General features: G+C 67.1%; 12 protein-coding genes. 2 read left to right on the forward strand and 10 right to left on the reverse strand.

Annotated features, from left to right (window positions below; translation table 11 throughout):
• Nucleotides 1-190 precede the first annotated feature (190 nt).
• Together ACFO8M_RS18105 and ACFO8M_RS18110 are read right to left on the reverse strand one after the other, a co-directional pair.
• Nucleotides 191-1456, reverse strand: a complete 1266-nt coding sequence (locus tag ACFO8M_RS18105; RefSeq protein ID WP_387978131.1) for an ATP-binding protein — start codon at nt 1454-1456, stop codon at nt 191-193.
• Between the two features lie 888 nt (nt 1457-2344).
• Nucleotides 2345-2698 carry a hypothetical protein gene (locus tag ACFO8M_RS18110; protein ID WP_387978133.1) on the reverse strand — a complete coding sequence of 118 codons (354 nt, stop codon included), beginning with the start codon at nt 2696-2698 and terminating at the stop codon, nt 2345-2347.
• A gap of 224 nt (nt 2699-2922) precedes the next feature.
• Between ACFO8M_RS18110 and ACFO8M_RS18115 the strand changes: the two genes are divergently transcribed.
• Nucleotides 2923-3636: a MerR family transcriptional regulator gene (locus tag ACFO8M_RS18115; protein WP_387978135.1), complete on the forward strand. Its 714-nt coding sequence runs from the start codon at nt 2923-2925 to the stop codon at nt 3634-3636.
• On the opposite strand, the gene ACFO8M_RS18120 is transcribed toward ACFO8M_RS18115, so the two are convergent.
• From ACFO8M_RS18120 to ACFO8M_RS18155, 8 genes are all read right to left on the reverse strand, one after another.
• Nucleotides 3581-4723, reverse strand: coding sequence for a thioester domain-containing protein (locus ACFO8M_RS18120; protein WP_387978137.1), 1143 nt, complete (start codon nt 4721-4723; stop codon nt 3581-3583). The two genes, ACFO8M_RS18115 and ACFO8M_RS18120, sit on opposite strands and share 56 nt — an antisense overlap.
• A 116-nt stretch (nt 4724-4839) precedes the next feature.
• Entirely contained in the window at nt 4840-7209 is a 2370-nt protein-coding gene (locus ACFO8M_RS18125; protein WP_387978139.1) for a YhgE/Pip family protein, read from the reverse strand.
• Nucleotides 7206-9917: an MMPL family transporter gene (locus ACFO8M_RS18130; RefSeq protein ID WP_387978141.1), complete on the reverse strand. Its 2712-nt coding sequence runs from the start codon at nt 9915-9917 to the stop codon at nt 7206-7208. The genes ACFO8M_RS18125 and ACFO8M_RS18130 overlap by 4 nt, the downstream gene beginning before the upstream one ends.
• 201 nt (nt 9918-10118) lie before the next feature.
• The gene (locus ACFO8M_RS18135) at nt 10119-11465 is read right to left on the reverse strand and encodes a hypothetical protein (protein ID WP_387978143.1); all 1347 of its coding nucleotides are present in this window, start codon (nt 11463-11465) and stop codon (nt 10119-10121) included.
• Entirely contained in the window at nt 11462-11971 is a 510-nt protein-coding gene (locus ACFO8M_RS18140; protein ID WP_387978145.1) for a SigE family RNA polymerase sigma factor, read from the reverse strand. The genes ACFO8M_RS18135 and ACFO8M_RS18140 overlap by 4 nt, the downstream gene beginning before the upstream one ends.
• Before the next feature lie 162 nt (nt 11972-12133).
• On the reverse strand, nt 12134-13825 hold the full coding sequence (locus ACFO8M_RS18145; protein ID WP_387978147.1) for a CDP-glycerol glycerophosphotransferase family protein: 1692 nt from the start codon (nt 13823-13825) through the stop codon (nt 12134-12136).
• 11 nt (nt 13826-13836) lie between these two features.
• Nucleotides 13837-14544: an SDR family NAD(P)-dependent oxidoreductase gene (locus tag ACFO8M_RS18150; protein WP_387978148.1), complete on the reverse strand. Its 708-nt coding sequence runs from the start codon at nt 14542-14544 to the stop codon at nt 13837-13839.
• Nucleotides 14537-15217 carry an IspD/TarI family cytidylyltransferase gene (locus ACFO8M_RS18155; RefSeq protein WP_387978150.1) on the reverse strand — a complete coding sequence of 227 codons (681 nt, stop codon included), beginning with the start codon at nt 15215-15217 and terminating at the stop codon, nt 14537-14539. The genes ACFO8M_RS18150 and ACFO8M_RS18155 overlap by 8 nt, the downstream gene beginning before the upstream one ends.
• 1073 nt (nt 15218-16290) lie before the next feature.
• Here ACFO8M_RS18155 and ACFO8M_RS18160 point away from each other — a divergent pair.
• Entirely contained in the window at nt 16291-16734 is a 444-nt protein-coding gene (locus ACFO8M_RS18160; RefSeq protein WP_387978152.1) for a hypothetical protein, read from the forward strand.
• Nucleotides 16735-16892: the final 158 nt, after the last annotated feature.

Genomic DNA, 16892 nt, shown 5'->3' on the forward strand with positions numbered 1-16892 from the left:
CCAGATCAGACCGTGGAAAGTTTCCTATGACCCGAGACATGGGTTTCCTATGTCCTGAACCAACACACTGTCACTCCTGCAGATTGTGTGAAGGGCCTCTCCGATACGTCGGGGAGGCCCGTTACGTTCCCTATTCGCGCACGTGGATAGTTGCCGAGTTTCGGTGGGCCTCAGTTCATCGAAGCGGCGGTCACGGCAGGTGCGCGCCGCCCCAGAGCGCGGAGAGGGGAACGGCCGCCATGTCAGGTCCGAACGGCCTCAGCTCCTCACCCAGGTAAAGGACATAGCCCGCGCGGAATCGGTCACCGAGTCGATCACGGAGCCAATGGAGGTGCTTGAACGAGTCGGACCGCACCGTCGCCGAGGCCTTGACCTCGATGGCCACTACTGTTCCGTCTCTGCGTTCGAGTACGAAGTCGATCTCGCGGCCGTCCCTGTCGCGGTAGAAATGCAGTCCAGCCCTGATCGCACTCACCGTCAGCTGTCGGGTCAGCTCGGCGAACACGAAGGTCTCCACCAGTGGTCCCGCGAGAGGGTGCCCGGGGGCGGACACCGCTTCCAGATCCGCTCCGAGCAGTGATGCCGTCAGACCTGAGTCGGTGACGTAGGCCTTCGGGGTCTTGATGAGCTTCGAGGTCAGGTTGGTCGACCACGTCGGCAGTTTCGCGGTCAGGTAGACGATGTCGAGATAGCCGAGATAGTCACGGACGGTAGCGTGGTTGAGTTCGAGGCTCTTGGCGAGGTCGGAAAACACCAGGTTCGACCCGCTACGCGCGGCGACCAGGCGCAGGAGCTGCGGCACCAGGTTGGCATGGCGAACGTCTGCGAACTCCGCGACGTCCCGCAATACCACCGTGGACACATAGCTGTCGAACCAGTCCGCGCGAAGCGATTCGGACCGGATTCGGATCGCCTCCGGATAGCCTCCCTCGCAGATGAGTTTGAAGTAGTCGCCCCTACCCCACTGCGACGCCGGCGATGAGTTCAACAATCGCTCCCGATCGAACAGGAGCGCAGGCGCATCGACCTCTGACCTCGTCCGTTCGGCGGCGCTCAACGGCCAGAGGTCGACGAACACGGCTCGCCCCGCAAGTGACTCTGACAATGTCGGTACCGTCAGAAACCGCGTCGAGCCCGACAGCACGAACTGGCCGGGCGCATCGTCGAGATCCATGAGCCGCTTAACCGCAAGCAGAAGATCATTGCCACCGCGTTGGACCTCGTCGAAGATCCGCGGCGCCGAACCATATCCTGCGAATCCCGACGGGTCGGCCCGGACCGTCTGGAGAACGGTCGGATCATCGAGTGTCGCGAAGGTTCCGCCTCGTTCAGCATGCAGCTGCCGCAGCAGCGTGGTCTTTCCCGCTTGCCGAGGACCACCGACCACGACCGCTCGGAACGCGTCAACGCGCTCGTTCAGATGGGAGAGCGCTCGGCGAGGCAGAAGGTTCGACATGCGGCGACGGTATCAGACGGATTCATGATTGTAATAACAGATCTGCCGATACTACAGTCATAGTTTCGCCGCGATTCTGATCCGAGTCCGGCCGCGCTCAGCACTGGTTACATCTGCCGTCTTCCAGCCAGACTGACCCGCCATGCGGGCGCGAAGGGCGTCTACCTGCGAGAACAAGTTCCCATAGGCCTCGATGATCCCTGCAGATGCACAAGCAGGCCCAGACCATCAGGTCTGGGCCTGCTTCTTTACGTACCGACAATTCTGGGTGTAACACTCGCTGTGGAACGTCCCGAGGCTGCCCCCAGCCGGGTCGATGTCCGTTCCGGAACGCGCGCCAGGTTACTGTCGTGGCGGAGACGTGAACCTCCGCGTACAGGGGCCAGCATCCCCAATCACCCCAATCGCAACCGAGCAGCACCGTGTCACGGTCGCCGGTCCCGGGCAACGCCGGTGCTCCGAGGAAGTGCCGACTCCGCCAACGGACAGCGTCGAGATGCGTGAGGCCGCCGTAGGCCCCAGCGAGGTGCTCCTGTCGATCAGCCCTAGCCGACCTGAGCTCGGCTCGCCGGGCGTGCTCTTCGAGAGCCACACCATCGACCACGATCAGACACGGCCCATCGCCGGTAGCAATGGTGAATTCGACGCGGTTCATACCAGCATCGTATGGAACACCCGGGGAGTCACGGGCTGCCGGATGGTCTCACTTGTCCTCAGGCGCTGTTCGGGTCTTGGCAAACAGAGATCTGACCTGCGGGTACAGGTTCCCATAGGCGTCGATGAACCCTGCAGACGGATAAAAGGGCCCAGACCGTTTGGTTTGGGCCCTTTGCTGTCGTCGTTACTGGTTCTCGTACGTGGTCCCAGCTAGGCGAGCCCGGTGAGGTCTCACTCGCGGTACTCGGCGGTCACTTCGATGCGGCCGACGATGTGACGGTTGAAGTCGTCGAGTTCTTCTGCGGGGACCCAGAGTTCGAGGATGGTGCTGCCGCCGGCCTGCTGGACTGGGTAACGCTCGGCGAAGGCGCCGTCGAGCTGGAAGCGGGTCACGTATCCGACACCGTCTCGGGGCGCGTTCCAGTCGCGAGCGATCTTCCTCGCGTAGTCCTCGTTGAGGACCGGGTAGAAGATCGGCTGGTCGGGCAGGCGAGGAGGCCAAGCGGTCCATCCCGACTCGCGGACCAGCTCAAGCTCGGCCGGACCGCATGGGCGCCACAGGGTCATCGTCTTCGAGTCAGGCATCGCGCAGGTCCGTTCGTTGAGGGAGTGGTCTGACTTTGACATGCCCAGGGCTCGACGCGCATCTGGTTTGAGCGTGGGCAAGTCCTGGGCAAGGCAGATCGTGCGCGATCTACCCCTGTCCGGCCGCCGCGCATAAAGGCGTTCTCCCGGATCGGCGCGAGGGGTCGAACGAGTGCTGGCCGAGGCTTGACCCTCAGGTAACCGGAGCCCATAGCGTGGTCGGCATGAGTCACCGCGAACTGCTCAGCATCGGCGAGTTCTCCGTCAAGACAGGCCTGTCGATACCGGCACTGCGCCACTACGACGAGGTCGATCTGCTGCGACCGGCCCGGGGCGATCCCGGCACCGGATACCGGCGCTACCGACTCGACCAATCCGCGCAGGCGACGCTGATCCGCCACCTGCGGTCAGTGGACCTGCCCATCGACCAGATCCGGACCCTGCTGGCCGACCAGAGCGGCCAGGACGCCGCGACGGTGCTCCAAGCGCACCGCGAGCGGCTCCTGGAGCGGGCTCATGCCATCGCACGACTGGCCGAGACCATCGGCCGGCACTACGAAGAAGGGACTGACATGACGACAGTGAAGGAGGACCGGGTGGTACAGGTGACCATTCCGGCTCGGAACCTCGAAGCGACCGTCAGGTTCTACACCGAAGCCTTCGGCCTCGAATACGACCAGAGCATCGCCTCGTTCCAGTTCGGCGCGTGGGAGACCGACTCGTTCTTCCTGCTGACGCTCGATGCATCGGCGGGCAAGGGCGGCCAGTTCGGTCCCGCGATGTTCGGGCTCTACGTCGACGATCTGGACGGCGCGCACGACGCCTTCGCCTTAACAGCCACCGCCCGCGACCGCCGCCTGTTCGCTCCGATTTGGAGGATCCTTACTTGTCGTTCTCGCCCCGGTCCCCACCGGCGGTGCCAGCGCGACGGCGCTTGAGCACCAGCACGACGACGCCGGCGACCAGTGCGGCGGCGATGCCGACGACCGTGGGCAGGGTCGAACCGGCGACGGGGAGCGTCGCCTCCGACTCCGGGGAGGTGGCCTCATCCGGGCTCGCGAACTCGATCTCCGTGGCAACCCTGTCGCTGATCTGCGAGGCGAGGATCAGACGCTGCCCCTCGGTATCGGCGCCGCTCTCGTCGACGGGAGCGAAGGTGCGCCCGACCGGTGCGATCCACGTGGCCGTTTCAGCGGTGACGGTGACGGGGCCGGTCTCCTCCCCATCGAACTCCACCCAAATGGCCTGGCCGTCCTCGAAGCGGTCGAGGGCGTCGCCACGCTCGTTGACGAGGGTCGCGCCTTCGGGCTGGGTGAGACTGATCGGCGGCAGGATACTGGTCGGACTGTCCGGACTGTAATTGGTCGAGACGGTGAACGGCCCGACCTCGGAGCCGTCGGTGACGGCTTCGGCATTGTCGATCGCGAAGTGCGGCTCGGGGTTCGGCTCCTCGATCGGCTCGGCGTTGTCGATCAGGTAGTCCATGACGGCGAGGACCTGCTCGTCGACGTCGTCGACCTCGTCGGTCGGGTCCTCGGCGTCGATCTCCCAACCGTCGGTCAGGTGCCAGATGGCGGCCTGGGTGCCGGCATAGGCGATCTCCTCGACGCCGTACTCGTCGGTGGTGATGGCCGAACCGGCGCCGGCGGCATCGAGCACCCCAGAGGCGTAGTCGCCGTTGTAGCCGTTCGCAAGGACGCCGAGCACGAGCGGCAGGTTCTCGACCGGGACGTCCCCCCAGGCGCGCTCCTCAAAGGGGTCCAGCGTTTCGGGTTCCATCTCGACCTGGACGCCGTAGACGGTGTAGGGCCAGTTTTCCACGACCAGTTGGTGCATGTAGGCGTTGACGGGCATGTCCTCACCGTCCAACTGACCATTGAGGTCGAGGCCCGGCCCGCCGGACGGAGTGCCCGAGGCGAAGTCCTCGGCGGGTTCGTCCTGCGCGAGCGCGCTGCCGACACCGCCGAGGACGAGCGCGAGACCCGCGGCGGCGGCCAGCGATCCTTTCAAGGCTGTTCTTGTCATTGGTGAAGACCCATTTGCTGATCGAGGGATTGTCGCGCTGATACTGAATGGGCACATTAAGGCCCTCGCGCTCGTCGTCAGCGGTGTGGCTTCTCAGACACCCGGCGCACGGCCACTCAGGGTCGCGCGAGGCGGAGTTGACTCGGACTGAGGTGGCGGCGGCGGTCGGTGATGACGATGGTCGCCAGCGCCCCGACGACCAGCCAGACCGTGAGCAGGATGACGCCGGTGGTCATTCCGCTGCCGCCGAAGGCGGCCCCTCGCAGGGCGATCACCGCGCCGTGCGTCGGCAGGAGACCGACGATGCCGTAGAGCGGTGAAGGCACAGTGGACACCACTCCCAGTGCGGCCGTGAGGACGAGTACGGCTCCCGAGACCAGTCTTCCGGCGCGACCGAAGATCGCGACGGCCGCCTGGTTGAGCGCGACGAACGCGACCGCGGCCAGCACTGCCACGCCCAGGAAGCGCAGACCGCGCGAGGCGCTGAGGTCCAGGACCGGTACGGCGATCGCGGTGATCGCGAGGGCGGCGACTCCTGCGGCGGCGGCGCCGGGCGCCGCGGCGCGGACGATGGCGTGCGAGGTCGACTCGCGGGAGGTCACGATGCCGGCGGGCACGGCCCGGGTGACGAGGTAGGCGGCCAGGGCAAGTGTCCACAGCGCCATGGTCGCGAACAGGGGCAGCGCCAGTTCGCCGGTGCCGGTGGCATCGATGTCGGCCGTGGTCGGATCGGCGGCGACGGTCTTCAGGTTGTCGCGTTCGTCGTCGGTGTAGGTGGGGACGCCGTCGGCCCCGTCCGAGAGCTGCGAGGCGAGGTCTTCGGCGCCGTCGTCGACCTGCTCCGCACCGTCGGCGAGGTTCTCGGCGCCTTCGTCGACTTCGCCTGAGGCTTCGGCGAGTTGCTCCGCGCCCGCGTCGACCTCTCCTGCGGCTTCGGCGAGTTCCATTGCGCCCGCGTCGAGCGCTCCTTCGGCTTCGGCGAGTGCTTGCGCGCCATCGTCGACCGCTCCCGCGGCCGCGGCGAGCTCGACCGCCCCCTCATCGGCGCGGACGGTGCCTTCAGCCAATTGGCCGGCGCCGCTTGCGAGTTCCTGTGCGCCGTCGTCGGTCTCCTCGGCGCCGTCGGCGAGTTCGCTCGCGCCGTCGGCGGCCTCGGTGATGCTCGAGGCGAGCGAGGGCATCTGGTCGGCGAGTTCGTCGTTGCCGTCGGCGACTTGCTGGGAACCGGAGGCCAGGGCCTCGACCGCGTCGCGGGTCTCGACGATGTTCCGGCGGATCGAGGCGACGCCGTCGTCGATCGTGACGGCGTCCTCCGAGAACTGGTCGGCGGTTTCCTGGAGGTCCTCGCAGAACCGGCCCGGGCCGGGCAGCGGCGTGCAGCGGTCAGCGAGGTCCTGGAACTCGTCTGCGGCGTCTGCGGCGGAGGGCAGGTCGTCGATGGCTTCGATGATCCGGTTCGCGAGAGGGACGACGCTGTCGGCCAGTTCCTCGTTGCCTTGGGCGACCTGTTCGGCGCCGTCGGCGAGCTGCCGGGTGAGTTCGGGCAGTTCGTCGGCGGCGGTTTCGACTTCGTCGAGGCCGTTGGACAGTCCGGCCGAGCCGGTCGCGAGTTGCGCAGTGGCCATGGCGAGAGCGTCGGCGCCCATCGACAGTTCCAGCGCGGCGGCACTGAGTTCGGTGGCGCCCGCGGCGAGGCCGTCGGCGCCGCCGGCGAGTTCGGCGGTCCCTTTGGCGAGGCCGTCGATGCCGCTGGAGATCTCGGCGGTCCCCTCGGCGAGGCCGTCGGCTCCGCTGGCGAGTTCGCCGGTTCCTTCCGCGAGATCGTCGGCTCCGCTGGCGAGTTCGCCGGTGCCGTCGGCGAGGCTGTCGGCGCCGTCCGCGAGCTCCTCCGTGCCTTCGGCGAGTTGGCCTGCGCCGTCGGCGGCCTGCTCGAGCTGGTCGTGGATGTCGTTGAAGGCGACGTAGACGTTGTCGAGATAGGTCTCGACGACCTGGTCGTTGAGGGTCTGCTGGGTGGTCTGGGCGATCGATTCGGACAGTGCCGGGTCCGCGGCGCCCGCATCGTCGGTGGTCTTGATGGTGACGACGGCCTTGGTGGCGTCGAGCGGTGCGGCGGTGGCCGAGGAGGTGGCCTTGGCGGAGAAGTCCTTGGGAATGGTGACGACAGCGGCGTAGTCGCCGTCGGCCAGGCCGTCGGCGGCGTCGTCCTTGTCGGTCAGGACCCATTCGTAGGCCGAGTCGTCCGAGTGCGTCAGATCGCCGGCGAGTTCGCGTCCAAGGGGGACGGTCTTGTCGTTGATGGTGACGGGGTCGTCGAGGTTGACCACCGCCGCGGCGGCAGTGCCGTGGTCGGCATCCGGAGACCAGAGGGCCCAGGTGAACAGGCCCATGACGAGGACGGGCACGATGATGAGGCCGGACCAGGTCTTCCAGTTCGGCGTGTCGGCGGCGACGCTGCGGGCGGGGTCGGCGAACGGTTTGATCATCGGGCCACCTCGGCTGTCTGGGCGGTGAGGGCGAACGGCTCCGCGTCCGCCGGGATCAGGTCTCCGATGCGGTCGGCGTCCTGACAGGAAAGCACAAAGGACACGGGCTCGCCGGCGGCGTTCCGGCGGGCGCCGATGAGCGCGCGCAGGTGGTCGCGGGCGGCGGTGCGCAGCACCAGGTCGACGTCGTCGAGTACGACCAGGCCGACCCCGTCGGCGAGGGCGCGGGCGATGATCGGCCCCGGGTCGGGTTCGCGGCGGCATTCGATGACCTCGACTTCGGGGCGTAGCGCGCGGGCATGCTGTGGAAGGACGTGCCCGAGCACTTTCAGATCCCCTTTGACCGCGGGGACGCGTCCGGCGAGGGCCAACAGCAGCGCGGTCTTGCCTGCGGGACCGGCGCCGGCGATGACCAGGGCGCTGCCTCGTGCCAGGTGGATGTCGACGCCTTCGAAGACGGTCCGGCCGCGGTCGTCCTCGAACCTCAGGTCGCGGGCGGCGACGGCTTCGTCGCTGCCGGGTGCCGGCCAGTCCGCGAGGCGCAGTTCGCGGACGAGGGCGTCGCCTTCGGCGTCGAACACCGGCAGGAGGCGATCGAGTCTGGGCGGCAGACCCCAGGCGTGGTGGCCGAGGAGCCCGAGCACCGCCGGGACCAGCGTCATGCGGATGATGAACGCGTCGATGAACACCCCGAGCGCGAGGCTGAACGCGATCGGTTTCATCGTGGCGCTGCCGTCGGGGATGAACGCGGCGAACACGGAGAACATGATGATCGCGGCGGAGGTGACGACCCGCGATGCGGAGACGAATCCCGTCTCGATCGCGCGGTGCGGGTCGCCGTGGTGGACGTAGTCCTCGCGGATCCGCGAGACGAGGAAGACCTCGTAGTCCATGGAGAGTCCGAACAGGATGCCCATGAGGATGATCGGCAGGAAGCTGATGACGTTGCCGGTGCTGGACACGTTCAGGACGTCGGCGAAGTGTCCTTGGACGAACACGAACGAGGTCGCGCCGAACGCCGCGCCGACCGACAGCAGGTACCCGGCGGTGGCCTTGATCGGCACCCAGATCGAGCGGAAGACCATCGCCAGCAGGATCAGCGACAGGCCCACGACGAGGACGCCGAACGGCACGAGGGCGCTGCCGAGCTGGGCGGACACGTCGATGCCGACCGCGGTGAGGCCGGTGACGGCGGTCTGCGCGTCGTAGGTCTTGAGGAAGTAGGGCTCCTTGCCGCGAAGTTCAGTGACGAGGTCCTTGGTCTCGGCGGAGTCGGGGTCGCCGGTCGGGATGACCTGGATGACGCCGGTGTCGCCGTCGGGGTCCGGGGTGGCGAGCGGCACCGAGGCCACGCCGTCCATCTTGGCGATGTCCGCGGCGATGTCGTCGACCAGGCCGACCGGGTCGGTGCTGGTGATGACGTCGGCGGTGACGATCAGGGGGCCGTTGTAGCCGGGACCGAAGTACTCGTCGATGACGTCGTAGGTCTCGCGCGCCGGGGAGCCCTCCGTGGCGTCGCCGTTGTTCGGTAGCGCGAGTTCCAGATCGGCTGCCGGGAGGGCGCAGACGCCCAGGCCGAGGACGACGATGGCGATGGTCACGATCGGGGCCCTGGTCGCGGTGTTCACCCACCAGCGCCCGAACTGCGGCTTGTGTCGCGGCTGCTTCTTGCGCCGCTTCGATTTTCGCGGACGCAGGTGTTCGCCGACGAGGGCCATGAGCGCCGGCAGGAGGGTGACCGCGATGGTCACGGCGATGGCGACGGCGAGCGCGGCCGAGACGCCCATCGTCGTCAGGAACGGGATACCGGCCACCGACAGGCCGAGCAGGGCGATCACGACGGTGAGTCCGGCGAAGATGACCGCCGACCCGGCGGTCGCGGTGGCCCGCGCGACCGACTCCCGGACCTCCATGCCTTCGGCGAGCTGGTCGCGGTGGCGCGAGAGCAGGAACAGGGCGTAGTCGATGCCGACCGCCAGACCGAGCATGACTGCCAGCATCGGAGCGGTGGAGGAGACGGTCGCGAACGCCGTGGCGAGGTAGACCAGGCCTACCGAGATGCCGACGCCGAGGATGGCGGTGAACAGCGGCATCACCGAGGCGATGAGCGAACGGAACATCAGCAGCAGCACGATCAGGGCGACGGCCAGGCCCAGGGCTTCGGTGACGTCGAGCCCGGGGATGTCGTCGGAGAAGGCGTCGCCGCCGGTGTAGGCCTCGGCGCCGTCGCCGACCTCGGCGGCGAGGTCATCGGCGATCGCGGTCAGGTCGTCCTTGGTGGACTCCTCGACATCGGCCTGCCCGACCGTCAGAAGCACGCTGATGATCGCGGCCTGGTCGTTCTCAGAGACCGCCCCTGAGACGTCGTCGCTGAAGGGGTTCGCGACCGCGGCGACCTGACCGACCTTCTCGGCCTTCGTGACGGCGTCGGCCACGTCCTTCTGCGTCTCGTCGGCGTCGACCTGCTGCCCTTCGGGGACGGTCAGGACCAGACTCGCGGAGGTGCCGGCGAATTCCGGGAAGACCCTGTCGAGGTAGTCGAGGGCGTCCTGCGATTCGGAGCCCGGGATGGTGAACGTGTCGTCGGTCCCCTGGTTGAACAGCGCCGCCGCGGTCCCCGCAGCCAGCAGCGCGGCGATCCACAGGGCCACGACCAGGTAGCGGCCTCTGGCGCAGGCAAGCCCGAGCCTGTAGAGCACCGAGGACATGCCAACCCCCTACGTTGGACGGTGCCCCTGATCGTAGGCGCTAGTCGGGTCGGTTTGACCAATTTGCACACTTGGTCGCTGTCGAAGGAACCGCTCGACTCCGGCCGGAGCACGGCGGCCCTCAGGACGCCGACTTCGACCAGGGCGGCCGAGCAGAACGGGCCCTCGCCATCGGCAGGGGCCCGTTCGGTTTCCAGATGATCAGCGGATGGAACTCACGATCTTGTCGAGCGGCTCGAAGTCGATCGATGGGGGTTCGGTCGTACCAATCGATTCGGCTCCGACTCCCACTACCCAGCCGTCGGCCGCGCGGTGTTCGATCGAGGTCGGGCCCGGGCGGACGTCCACCGAGGTGCGGTGCACCAGTCCGGTCGAGTCGTTCGGCTGGGAGTAATCGCACTCGAAGTGGTCGCAGTTCGCGTAGTGCTCCGCCGGTCCCTGCGAAGCGCCACCGTCACCGGGGGATTCGAGCGGGGTCACCTGCAGGAAGAACCTGACCCGCTCCTCGTTGACCGTCGCGTCGGCGTAAGCGATTCGGGTGTTGTCATTGCCGTAGCGATAACCCTCCTCGTAGGCCTCGGTCTGCTCCTGTCCGGCGAACTCGACTTCGGTGGCCGGAGGGACCGTCGCGCCGGGGAACTGCTCCGCGATGCCGTCGATGAGAGCCTCGGCCAGGGCGGCGTCGTCGGGCAGCGTGTAGCCCTCGGTGCCGTCCTCTTCGGTCTCCGAGGCCTCCTGTCCGACCGGGATCGCCCGCGCGATATCGGCGAGCTGCTGGGGCGTGGTGCTGAGCGTGCCCGTCCTGAGCGCCTCTTCGAGCTCGACATGGACGATGACGCGGTCATCGAGCTCGAGCAAGGCGGCCTGCACCGGAACCTGATCGCCCTCGGGGTTCTCCTCCGCGTCCACGACCACCGTCCGAGTCTCCTCGACCAGCAGCAGCGGCTCGGTATCCTCAGCCTCGTCCCAGGTGCACTCCACGTCTGCGCCGCCGCAACCGGCGAGACCCTCCATGCGCTCCGCGCCCGGGGTCTCGTTCGGCTCCAAGACCTCGACCCGCAGGATCGCGTGCTCGCCCGAGTCGGAGAAGATCGCGAACTCTTCGTAGCGGTAATCGCCGGCTTCGGCGTCGAAATAGAAGCCGTCGTATTCGGGCTCGCCCCCACCGCAGTAGCCGCCGAGGCTCGCGCCGATCGCGGTCATCGCCGTCTCCAGCGCCTGGTCGTACATCGCGGCGGTGGCCAGTTGCTCGTCGCTCTGGTCGTCGGGGGCCTCGCACGTGTTCGTGTCAGGGATGACCGGCCCCTCTTCTTGGGTGCCCCACCCGGCGGCGTCGAGCGGGGTCGGCCAGCCCGTGAGTGCCATCGGGATCGCCACGGCTGCGGCGAGAGCCGCAACTCCCGCAATCACGCCGGTCCCGATCGCCGCGCGTCGGCGCCGTGCTCGGCGCCTGCCGGCGGTGACGATGTCGTCGGTGCTCGAGGTCGGGACCGGACGGGCTCCGTCGAGCGCTTCGTTGAACAACCCGCGCATGTCGTCTGGGTTCATGATTCGGCTCCTTGGCCTGCGAGATTCGATTTCTCATACAGGTCGCGCAGCGTCTGCAGCCCCCGCGCGGTCTGGCTCTTGACGGTGCCGGTCGAACAGCGCATGATCCGTGCGGTTTCATCGACCGTGAGGTCCTCCCAGAAGCGGAGGACCAGGGTGGCCCGCTGCCTGGGTGGCAGCATGGCGAGAGCGGAGACGGCGGTGAGGCGTTCCTCGGGACCGGTCCCGTCGGCTATGCCGTCGGGCAGGTCAGAGTAGGAGCGTTCACGGCGGAACCAGCCGCGCCGGGACTCGTCGATCAAGGTGTTGGTGACGATCCGGCGTGTGTAGGCGTCGGCCGTTTCAAGCCTGGTTTTCGACCACGCCCCGTAGAGCTTGATCATCGAGCTCTGCACGGCGTCCTCGGACCGGTGCCAATCGCCGCACATGAGGTACGCGGTTCGGAGCAGGCCCGACCGGCGAGCCTGGACGTACTCGCGGAATTCGCGTTCCTGCTGTGGAGTCATGGGGGCCCTTCGTCGCGTCTCTGTCCCCGTTTCTACGGAACCGGGACCGCCGCGGGTTGCAGTGGGTTCGCCCTTGATTTTCGATCAGCGCCCAAACGCACTGCCAAGCCTGAAGGGGCCCGCCGTTGAGGCGGGCCCCTTCAGGCTTGGCAGTGCGGGGATTCAGGCGAGCGAGCCGACGCCGATGTACCGCTGAGCGGCGTCGATGAACGCCCGTTCGTAGGTCTCGGCCGGAAAGTCGCCGAGGTAGTACACCTTCTCCTGGACCCGCTCACGCGCGAGCGGGTCGGTCTTGAGCAGATCGTCGAGCACCGAAGCGAGGTTCGCCCCGGTGCTGTCGATCCGGTAGGCGACGCGGGCGAGCGGGAAGGTCTCCACGAAGTTCGCGCCTTCGTCGCGGGCATCGACGACCGCGAACGGCTTCTCCGTGTAGAGCCAGTCCGAGGCGACAGCGCTGACATCGCATACGAGGGCGTCGGAGGCGTCCACGCAGTCGAACAGCGTCATCTCCTCGCAGGCCTTGGCCCCCCACAAGTGGGCGCGCCCGGTCTTGGCCGCGTCAGCACGCAGCAGGTCCTCGGTCTCGACCCGCTTGCGGGCCGCGCCATCGTCGCGGTCGGTGTACGGGTGCGGCCGGAAGACGACGGTCGCACCCCGCTCCAACAGCGTCTTCACCAGCTTGGGCCCCAACGGGAGCGAGCAGTAGTTCGCGTCCTCGTAGAAGCCGGTCCACGTCGGCGCGTACAGCACCGTCGGGGCCTTGACGTCGCTGATCTCGGTCCGAGGGATATCGAGGATCGACACCTGCGGGCGCCCGACGATGTCGAACTTGTCCGCCGGGATCGACACGCCGTGGTTCTTGTATCGGTCGATGCCGGCCTGTCCGGCGACGAAGATCCGGTCGTACATGCCCGTGACCGGGTTGTAGCTGGAAACCTTGTCCGAGTCACCGTGCAGCAGCTGGATGTGCCGCAGTTCGGGGTTGCGGACCAGGTGAGTGTTCTTCATGCCGTTGTTGACGTAGAAGACCGTACTCACCGACTCGGGGATGACCCCGTCGATCGGGCCCTGGCCCTCGACGAACACCACCGGCCGCTCGGTGGCCTTGGCGAGGGCCTGGAGGTTATGCCGCTCGCGGGTCATGATGAAGTACCCGCCGTAGATCTGGTCGAAGTACGGCAGCCACATCTCAAGCTGGTAGGTGGTGTTCGGCGGCCCGGCGAAGTAGACCATGAACGTCGGATCGAGTTGGTCGAGCGCGTCCGCCACCGTCAGCGCGATGTCCTCGGTGGAGGGCAGGACGCGATGGGTGAGGTCCAGGAACTTCGCCGCGGCCAGCACCGCCGTCGGCAGTGCCGCCAGTGCGACCGCGAACGGAGTCGCGGCCGCGACTCCAGGGGCCGCCAGCGGCACCTGCACGGCCAACACCGCGAACGTCGACAAGTAGTACAGGACGGTCCGACGCAGGAACGAGTCAGCGGTAGAAGGATTGGTGGGAAGGTGCGTCGTCGCGATCTTCGCCGCCGACACCACCCGGCCCAGCAGCACCTCCACGGCGATCATCCCGGCCGTGGCGAGCGCGGCCAGCGCCCACGCGACGGGCACCTCCGAGCCTGCGGCGACGGCCGCGGTGAACGGCGTGAACGCGAGCACCATCCGGCCCGGCGCGTAGCGGCCCGGCACGTTGGCGCTCCTGGGGTAGCAGTAGAACACCAGCGTCGCCGCCACCAGTGCCAGTCCCACTGCGGGCCAGGCCCCCGAGACGCCGAAGAGGATGGCGGCGTGGCACAGCACTGGAAGTGTGTTCGGCAGGAGCGCCCGGATGTATCTGAGCTGCGTGATCTTGATGAGCATTCGAGTGTCTCTTATCGACGGACGACGAAGTTCTGGCTGTCGACGAGGTGGCCGACATCGGAGGCGAGCATGTCGATCACCGAGGCGACGTGCTCGGGCTGCATGATCGTCGAGGGGTCCTCGTCGGGGGCGAGTTTTCGGCGCAGGTCGGTCGCGCAGCGGCCAGGAGAGATGCAGACGACGCGGGTGCCGTAGATCGACAGCTCCTCCTTTATCGCCTCGCTCATATTGATCACCGCCGCCTTGGAGGCTCCGTAGGTGAGCCAGCCGGGTCGACCGCTCATCCCGGCGGTGGAGGCGATGTTCACGATGAGCTCGAAGGTGTTGCCGCAGTGGAGCAGCTCCTGCACGATCGTGAACGGCGCGTATACGTTCACCCCCATGGTGCGCTCGAAGTCGGCGAACGAGATCTGCTGAAGCGCGCACGGGGCCGTGTATCCGGCGTTGTTGATCAGGATGTCGACCTTGCCCGCCTCGGCCATGACATCGCGCATGAGCCCGACGATGCGGGCGCGGTCGGCCAGGTCGATGAAGTGCGGCAGGACGCGCTTGCCGTAGGGGTTGTCGTCGGTCAGCCGCGCGATGAGCTTCTCGAATTCCTCGGACTCGCGGGCGAGGAGGATGAGGTCGGTGACGTCGTTGTCGGCGTAGAAGAAGCGCTCGGCGGTGGCCGCGCCGATGCCTTTCGAGGCGCCGGTGATGAGAATGGACTTAGACATCGTCGTCACCTCCGAGGAGGAAGCCGGCGAGCTTGACGTCGGTCGGGGTGGTCACCTTGATGTTGGTGTCCTGACCGTCGATGAAGTAGACCTCATGGCCGGTCACAGCGCACAGGGTCGCGTCCTCGGTGAACACCAGATTTCTGTCGCGAGCCTGTTCGTGCGCGTCGGCGAGATCCGCTTTGAGGAATTTCTGCGGAAGCTGGACGTTCCGCAGCCGGTCGCGTTCGAGCGAGCCGGTGACCAGGGTCGTGTCGGGGTCGACGGGGGCGACGGTGAAGGGGATGGGGAGCATGAGACTCACGTTCTCGCGGGGGTCGGCGACCAGCTGTTTGAAGTCGGCGGCGCCGACCAGCGGACGGGCGGACTCGTGGATGAGGACGCGGTCGTTGCGGCACTCGGGGAGCATGGCGGCGACCGACTCGTGCCGGTTCGCGCCCGCCGTCACATAGGTGACGGGCGTCTGGATGGCATAGTCGGTGACCAGGCGTTCGATCTCCTCACGGAACCCCTCGGGGTAGTTGAGGACGATCTGGTCGATCTCGGGTACGGCGTCGGCGGCGACCAGCGAGTAGATGATGATCGGGCGTCCCGCCACATCGATGAACTGCTTGGGGCGACCTGCCGCGACACGGCTTCCGATTCCGCCGTTGAGCAGCATCAGGCTGTACATCTGGGGTTTACCTCCGCGATGGGCGCACGAAGTTCTGAGGGAACTCTCGAATGGATGAAGAAGGGGGCATTCGTGACAAAAGAGGACAATAGTGCCAACCGCGCCGATGCGGTCTCCACTGCTTCAAGGCGATCTAGTTGCCTCGACGATCAATGAATTCCGTCACAGTAGCAGTCACAGTAGCACGATTCAAGCTCACGTTCGCTTGTGCGCAACCTCTGGTTCACTCGGAAGCAGCCAAGAGTTCCGCAGGTCAATGGTGCGATCGGGCAGTGATCGGCCGCATGCCGCACCAAAGGTGCAAGCGTTCCCTACGGAACGTCACCGTGGGTTCATCTCAGCGTCATCGCGGAAATCCTGCGATCTCGCAGAATTGGCATGGATTGAGCAAGACGGGCCGAGCCCGGTGGTGCGCGGTGACGGTGACGGTGACGGTGAGGGCGTAGCGGGTGCAGTCGCGCTGGCCCCGGCGGCGTGGGGTCATGGGCTCATCGCAGCTCACGCAGTTGCTCGGAGAGGTGGCGGTGTCCGGCCTCGGCGGCGAGGCCGGCCAACCGGGCGGGGCTGATCGGGTCGAGTTCGAGCCGTTAGCGGAACAGGGTGATGCGCTCTTCGACCTTGTCGGCCTTCGGCGACCGCAGGGTAGACGGCGGTGCGATCCAGAAGCGCCCTCGTCCGAGCGTGCGGAGAACCACACCACAGTTGCAGGATCGTGTCGCGGGCCGCGGCGTACTGGCCGATCTTCGCCGTCGTGAGACGGCCTCGACCTCCGAATGCTCGCTCCGGCGCCTCCACCCGCCACACGCCACGGACCCGCTTGACCGGTACTCGCGAGTCGAGTCCTTTGTCTTCGAGCCATTCCGCGATCCGTTTGTGGTCGAGTCCGGCAGCCCCTGCGTCTCCATCTGTTCTAGCCGTGCAGCGAGGAACGCGTGCCGCGTATAGGCATCCGAGAGTTCGGCGTCGTGCTTGCCGCCGACTTGCGAGTAGACCAGATAACGGGGGGCGTCCGCCGCCTCGCGGTTCGATGGACACGCTGTCCTTCGATGAGGGGAGTGTGCGGTAGTGGGGATATGCCGGAGAACGTCTACGTCATCGGCACCATGAACACTGCCGACCGCTCGATCGCGCTGCTCGACGCCGCGATCCGGCGACGGTTCGCGTTCGAGGAGATGCACCCCGAAGAACCGCCCGTACGGGATCTGCTCCGGCGATGGCTGGGTCCCAGTGGCACCGATGACCCCCGTCCCGCGCTGTTGCAGGCCCTGAATGCGGCGATCCCCGAGTCGGACCGCGATTTCAAGATCGGTCCTTCGTACCTCATGCGCTCCGATGCCGGAACCGATGCCGGGCTTGCGAGGATATGGCGGCATGATCTGCTGCCCCTGCTGGAGGAGCACTTCCACGGCAGGTTCAGCCGCGCCGACGTTCACGACCGATTCGGCCTTGAAGCCATCAGGCGGGCAGCAGGTGTGGCGGTGGGTCCCGATGCGGCAGAGGAGCGTCCTTCGACGTGACCGAACTCGTGGTGCTGGGCGAATTCCAGAAGGAGCCCGTGGTCCGCGCCATCGATCACGGCACCGCTGCCGCGCTTTCGGAAACCGGACTCGTCAAGATCGCACCCGAGTCGGGTGGACGATGGCGGCTGAGCGGCACCGGCAAGGTGGGCGCGGTT

It is taken from the genome of Glycomyces rhizosphaerae (assembly GCF_042647865.1).
Classification (GTDB): domain Bacteria; phylum Actinomycetota; class Actinomycetes; order Mycobacteriales; family Micromonosporaceae; genus Glycomyces; species Glycomyces rhizosphaerae.

What these genes read in the sequence shown, in the direction of transcription:
- ACFO8M_RS18150 (WP_387978148.1), bottom strand. Translation starts at nt 14,544, where the DNA reads ATGTCTAAGTCCATTCTCATCACCGGCGCCTCGAAAGGCATCGGCGCG.
- ACFO8M_RS18140 (WP_387978145.1), bottom strand. Translation starts at nt 11,971, where the DNA reads ATGACTCCACAGCAGGAACGCGAATTCCGCGAGTACGTCCAGGCTCGC.
- ACFO8M_RS18135 (WP_387978143.1), bottom strand. Translation starts at nt 11,465, where the DNA reads ATGAACCCAGACGACATGCGCGGGTTGTTCAACGAAGCGCTCGACGGA.
- ACFO8M_RS18115 (WP_387978135.1), top strand. Translation starts at nt 2,923, where the DNA reads ATGAGTCACCGCGAACTGCTCAGCATCGGCGAGTTCTCCGTCAAGACA.
- ACFO8M_RS18125 (WP_387978139.1), bottom strand. Translation starts at nt 7,209, where the DNA reads ATGATCAAACCGTTCGCCGACCCCGCCCGCAGCGTCGCCGCCGACACG.
- ACFO8M_RS18110 (WP_387978133.1), bottom strand. Translation starts at nt 2,698, where the DNA reads ATGCCTGACTCGAAGACGATGACCCTGTGGCGCCCATGCGGTCCGGCC.
- ACFO8M_RS18105 (WP_387978131.1), bottom strand. Translation starts at nt 1,456, where the DNA reads ATGTCGAACCTTCTGCCTCGCCGAGCGCTCTCCCATCTGAACGAGCGC.
- ACFO8M_RS18130 (WP_387978141.1), bottom strand. Translation starts at nt 9,917, where the DNA reads ATGTCCTCGGTGCTCTACAGGCTCGGGCTTGCCTGCGCCAGAGGCCGC.
- ACFO8M_RS18145 (WP_387978147.1), bottom strand. Translation starts at nt 13,825, where the DNA reads ATGCTCATCAAGATCACGCAGCTCAGATACATCCGGGCGCTCCTGCCG.
- ACFO8M_RS18160 (WP_387978152.1), top strand. Translation starts at nt 16,291, where the DNA reads ATGCCGGAGAACGTCTACGTCATCGGCACCATGAACACTGCCGACCGC.
- ACFO8M_RS18155 (WP_387978150.1), bottom strand. Translation starts at nt 15,217, where the DNA reads ATGTACAGCCTGATGCTGCTCAACGGCGGAATCGGAAGCCGTGTCGCG.
- ACFO8M_RS18120 (WP_387978137.1), bottom strand. Translation starts at nt 4,723, where the DNA reads ATGACAAGAACAGCCTTGAAAGGATCGCTGGCCGCCGCCGCGGGTCTC.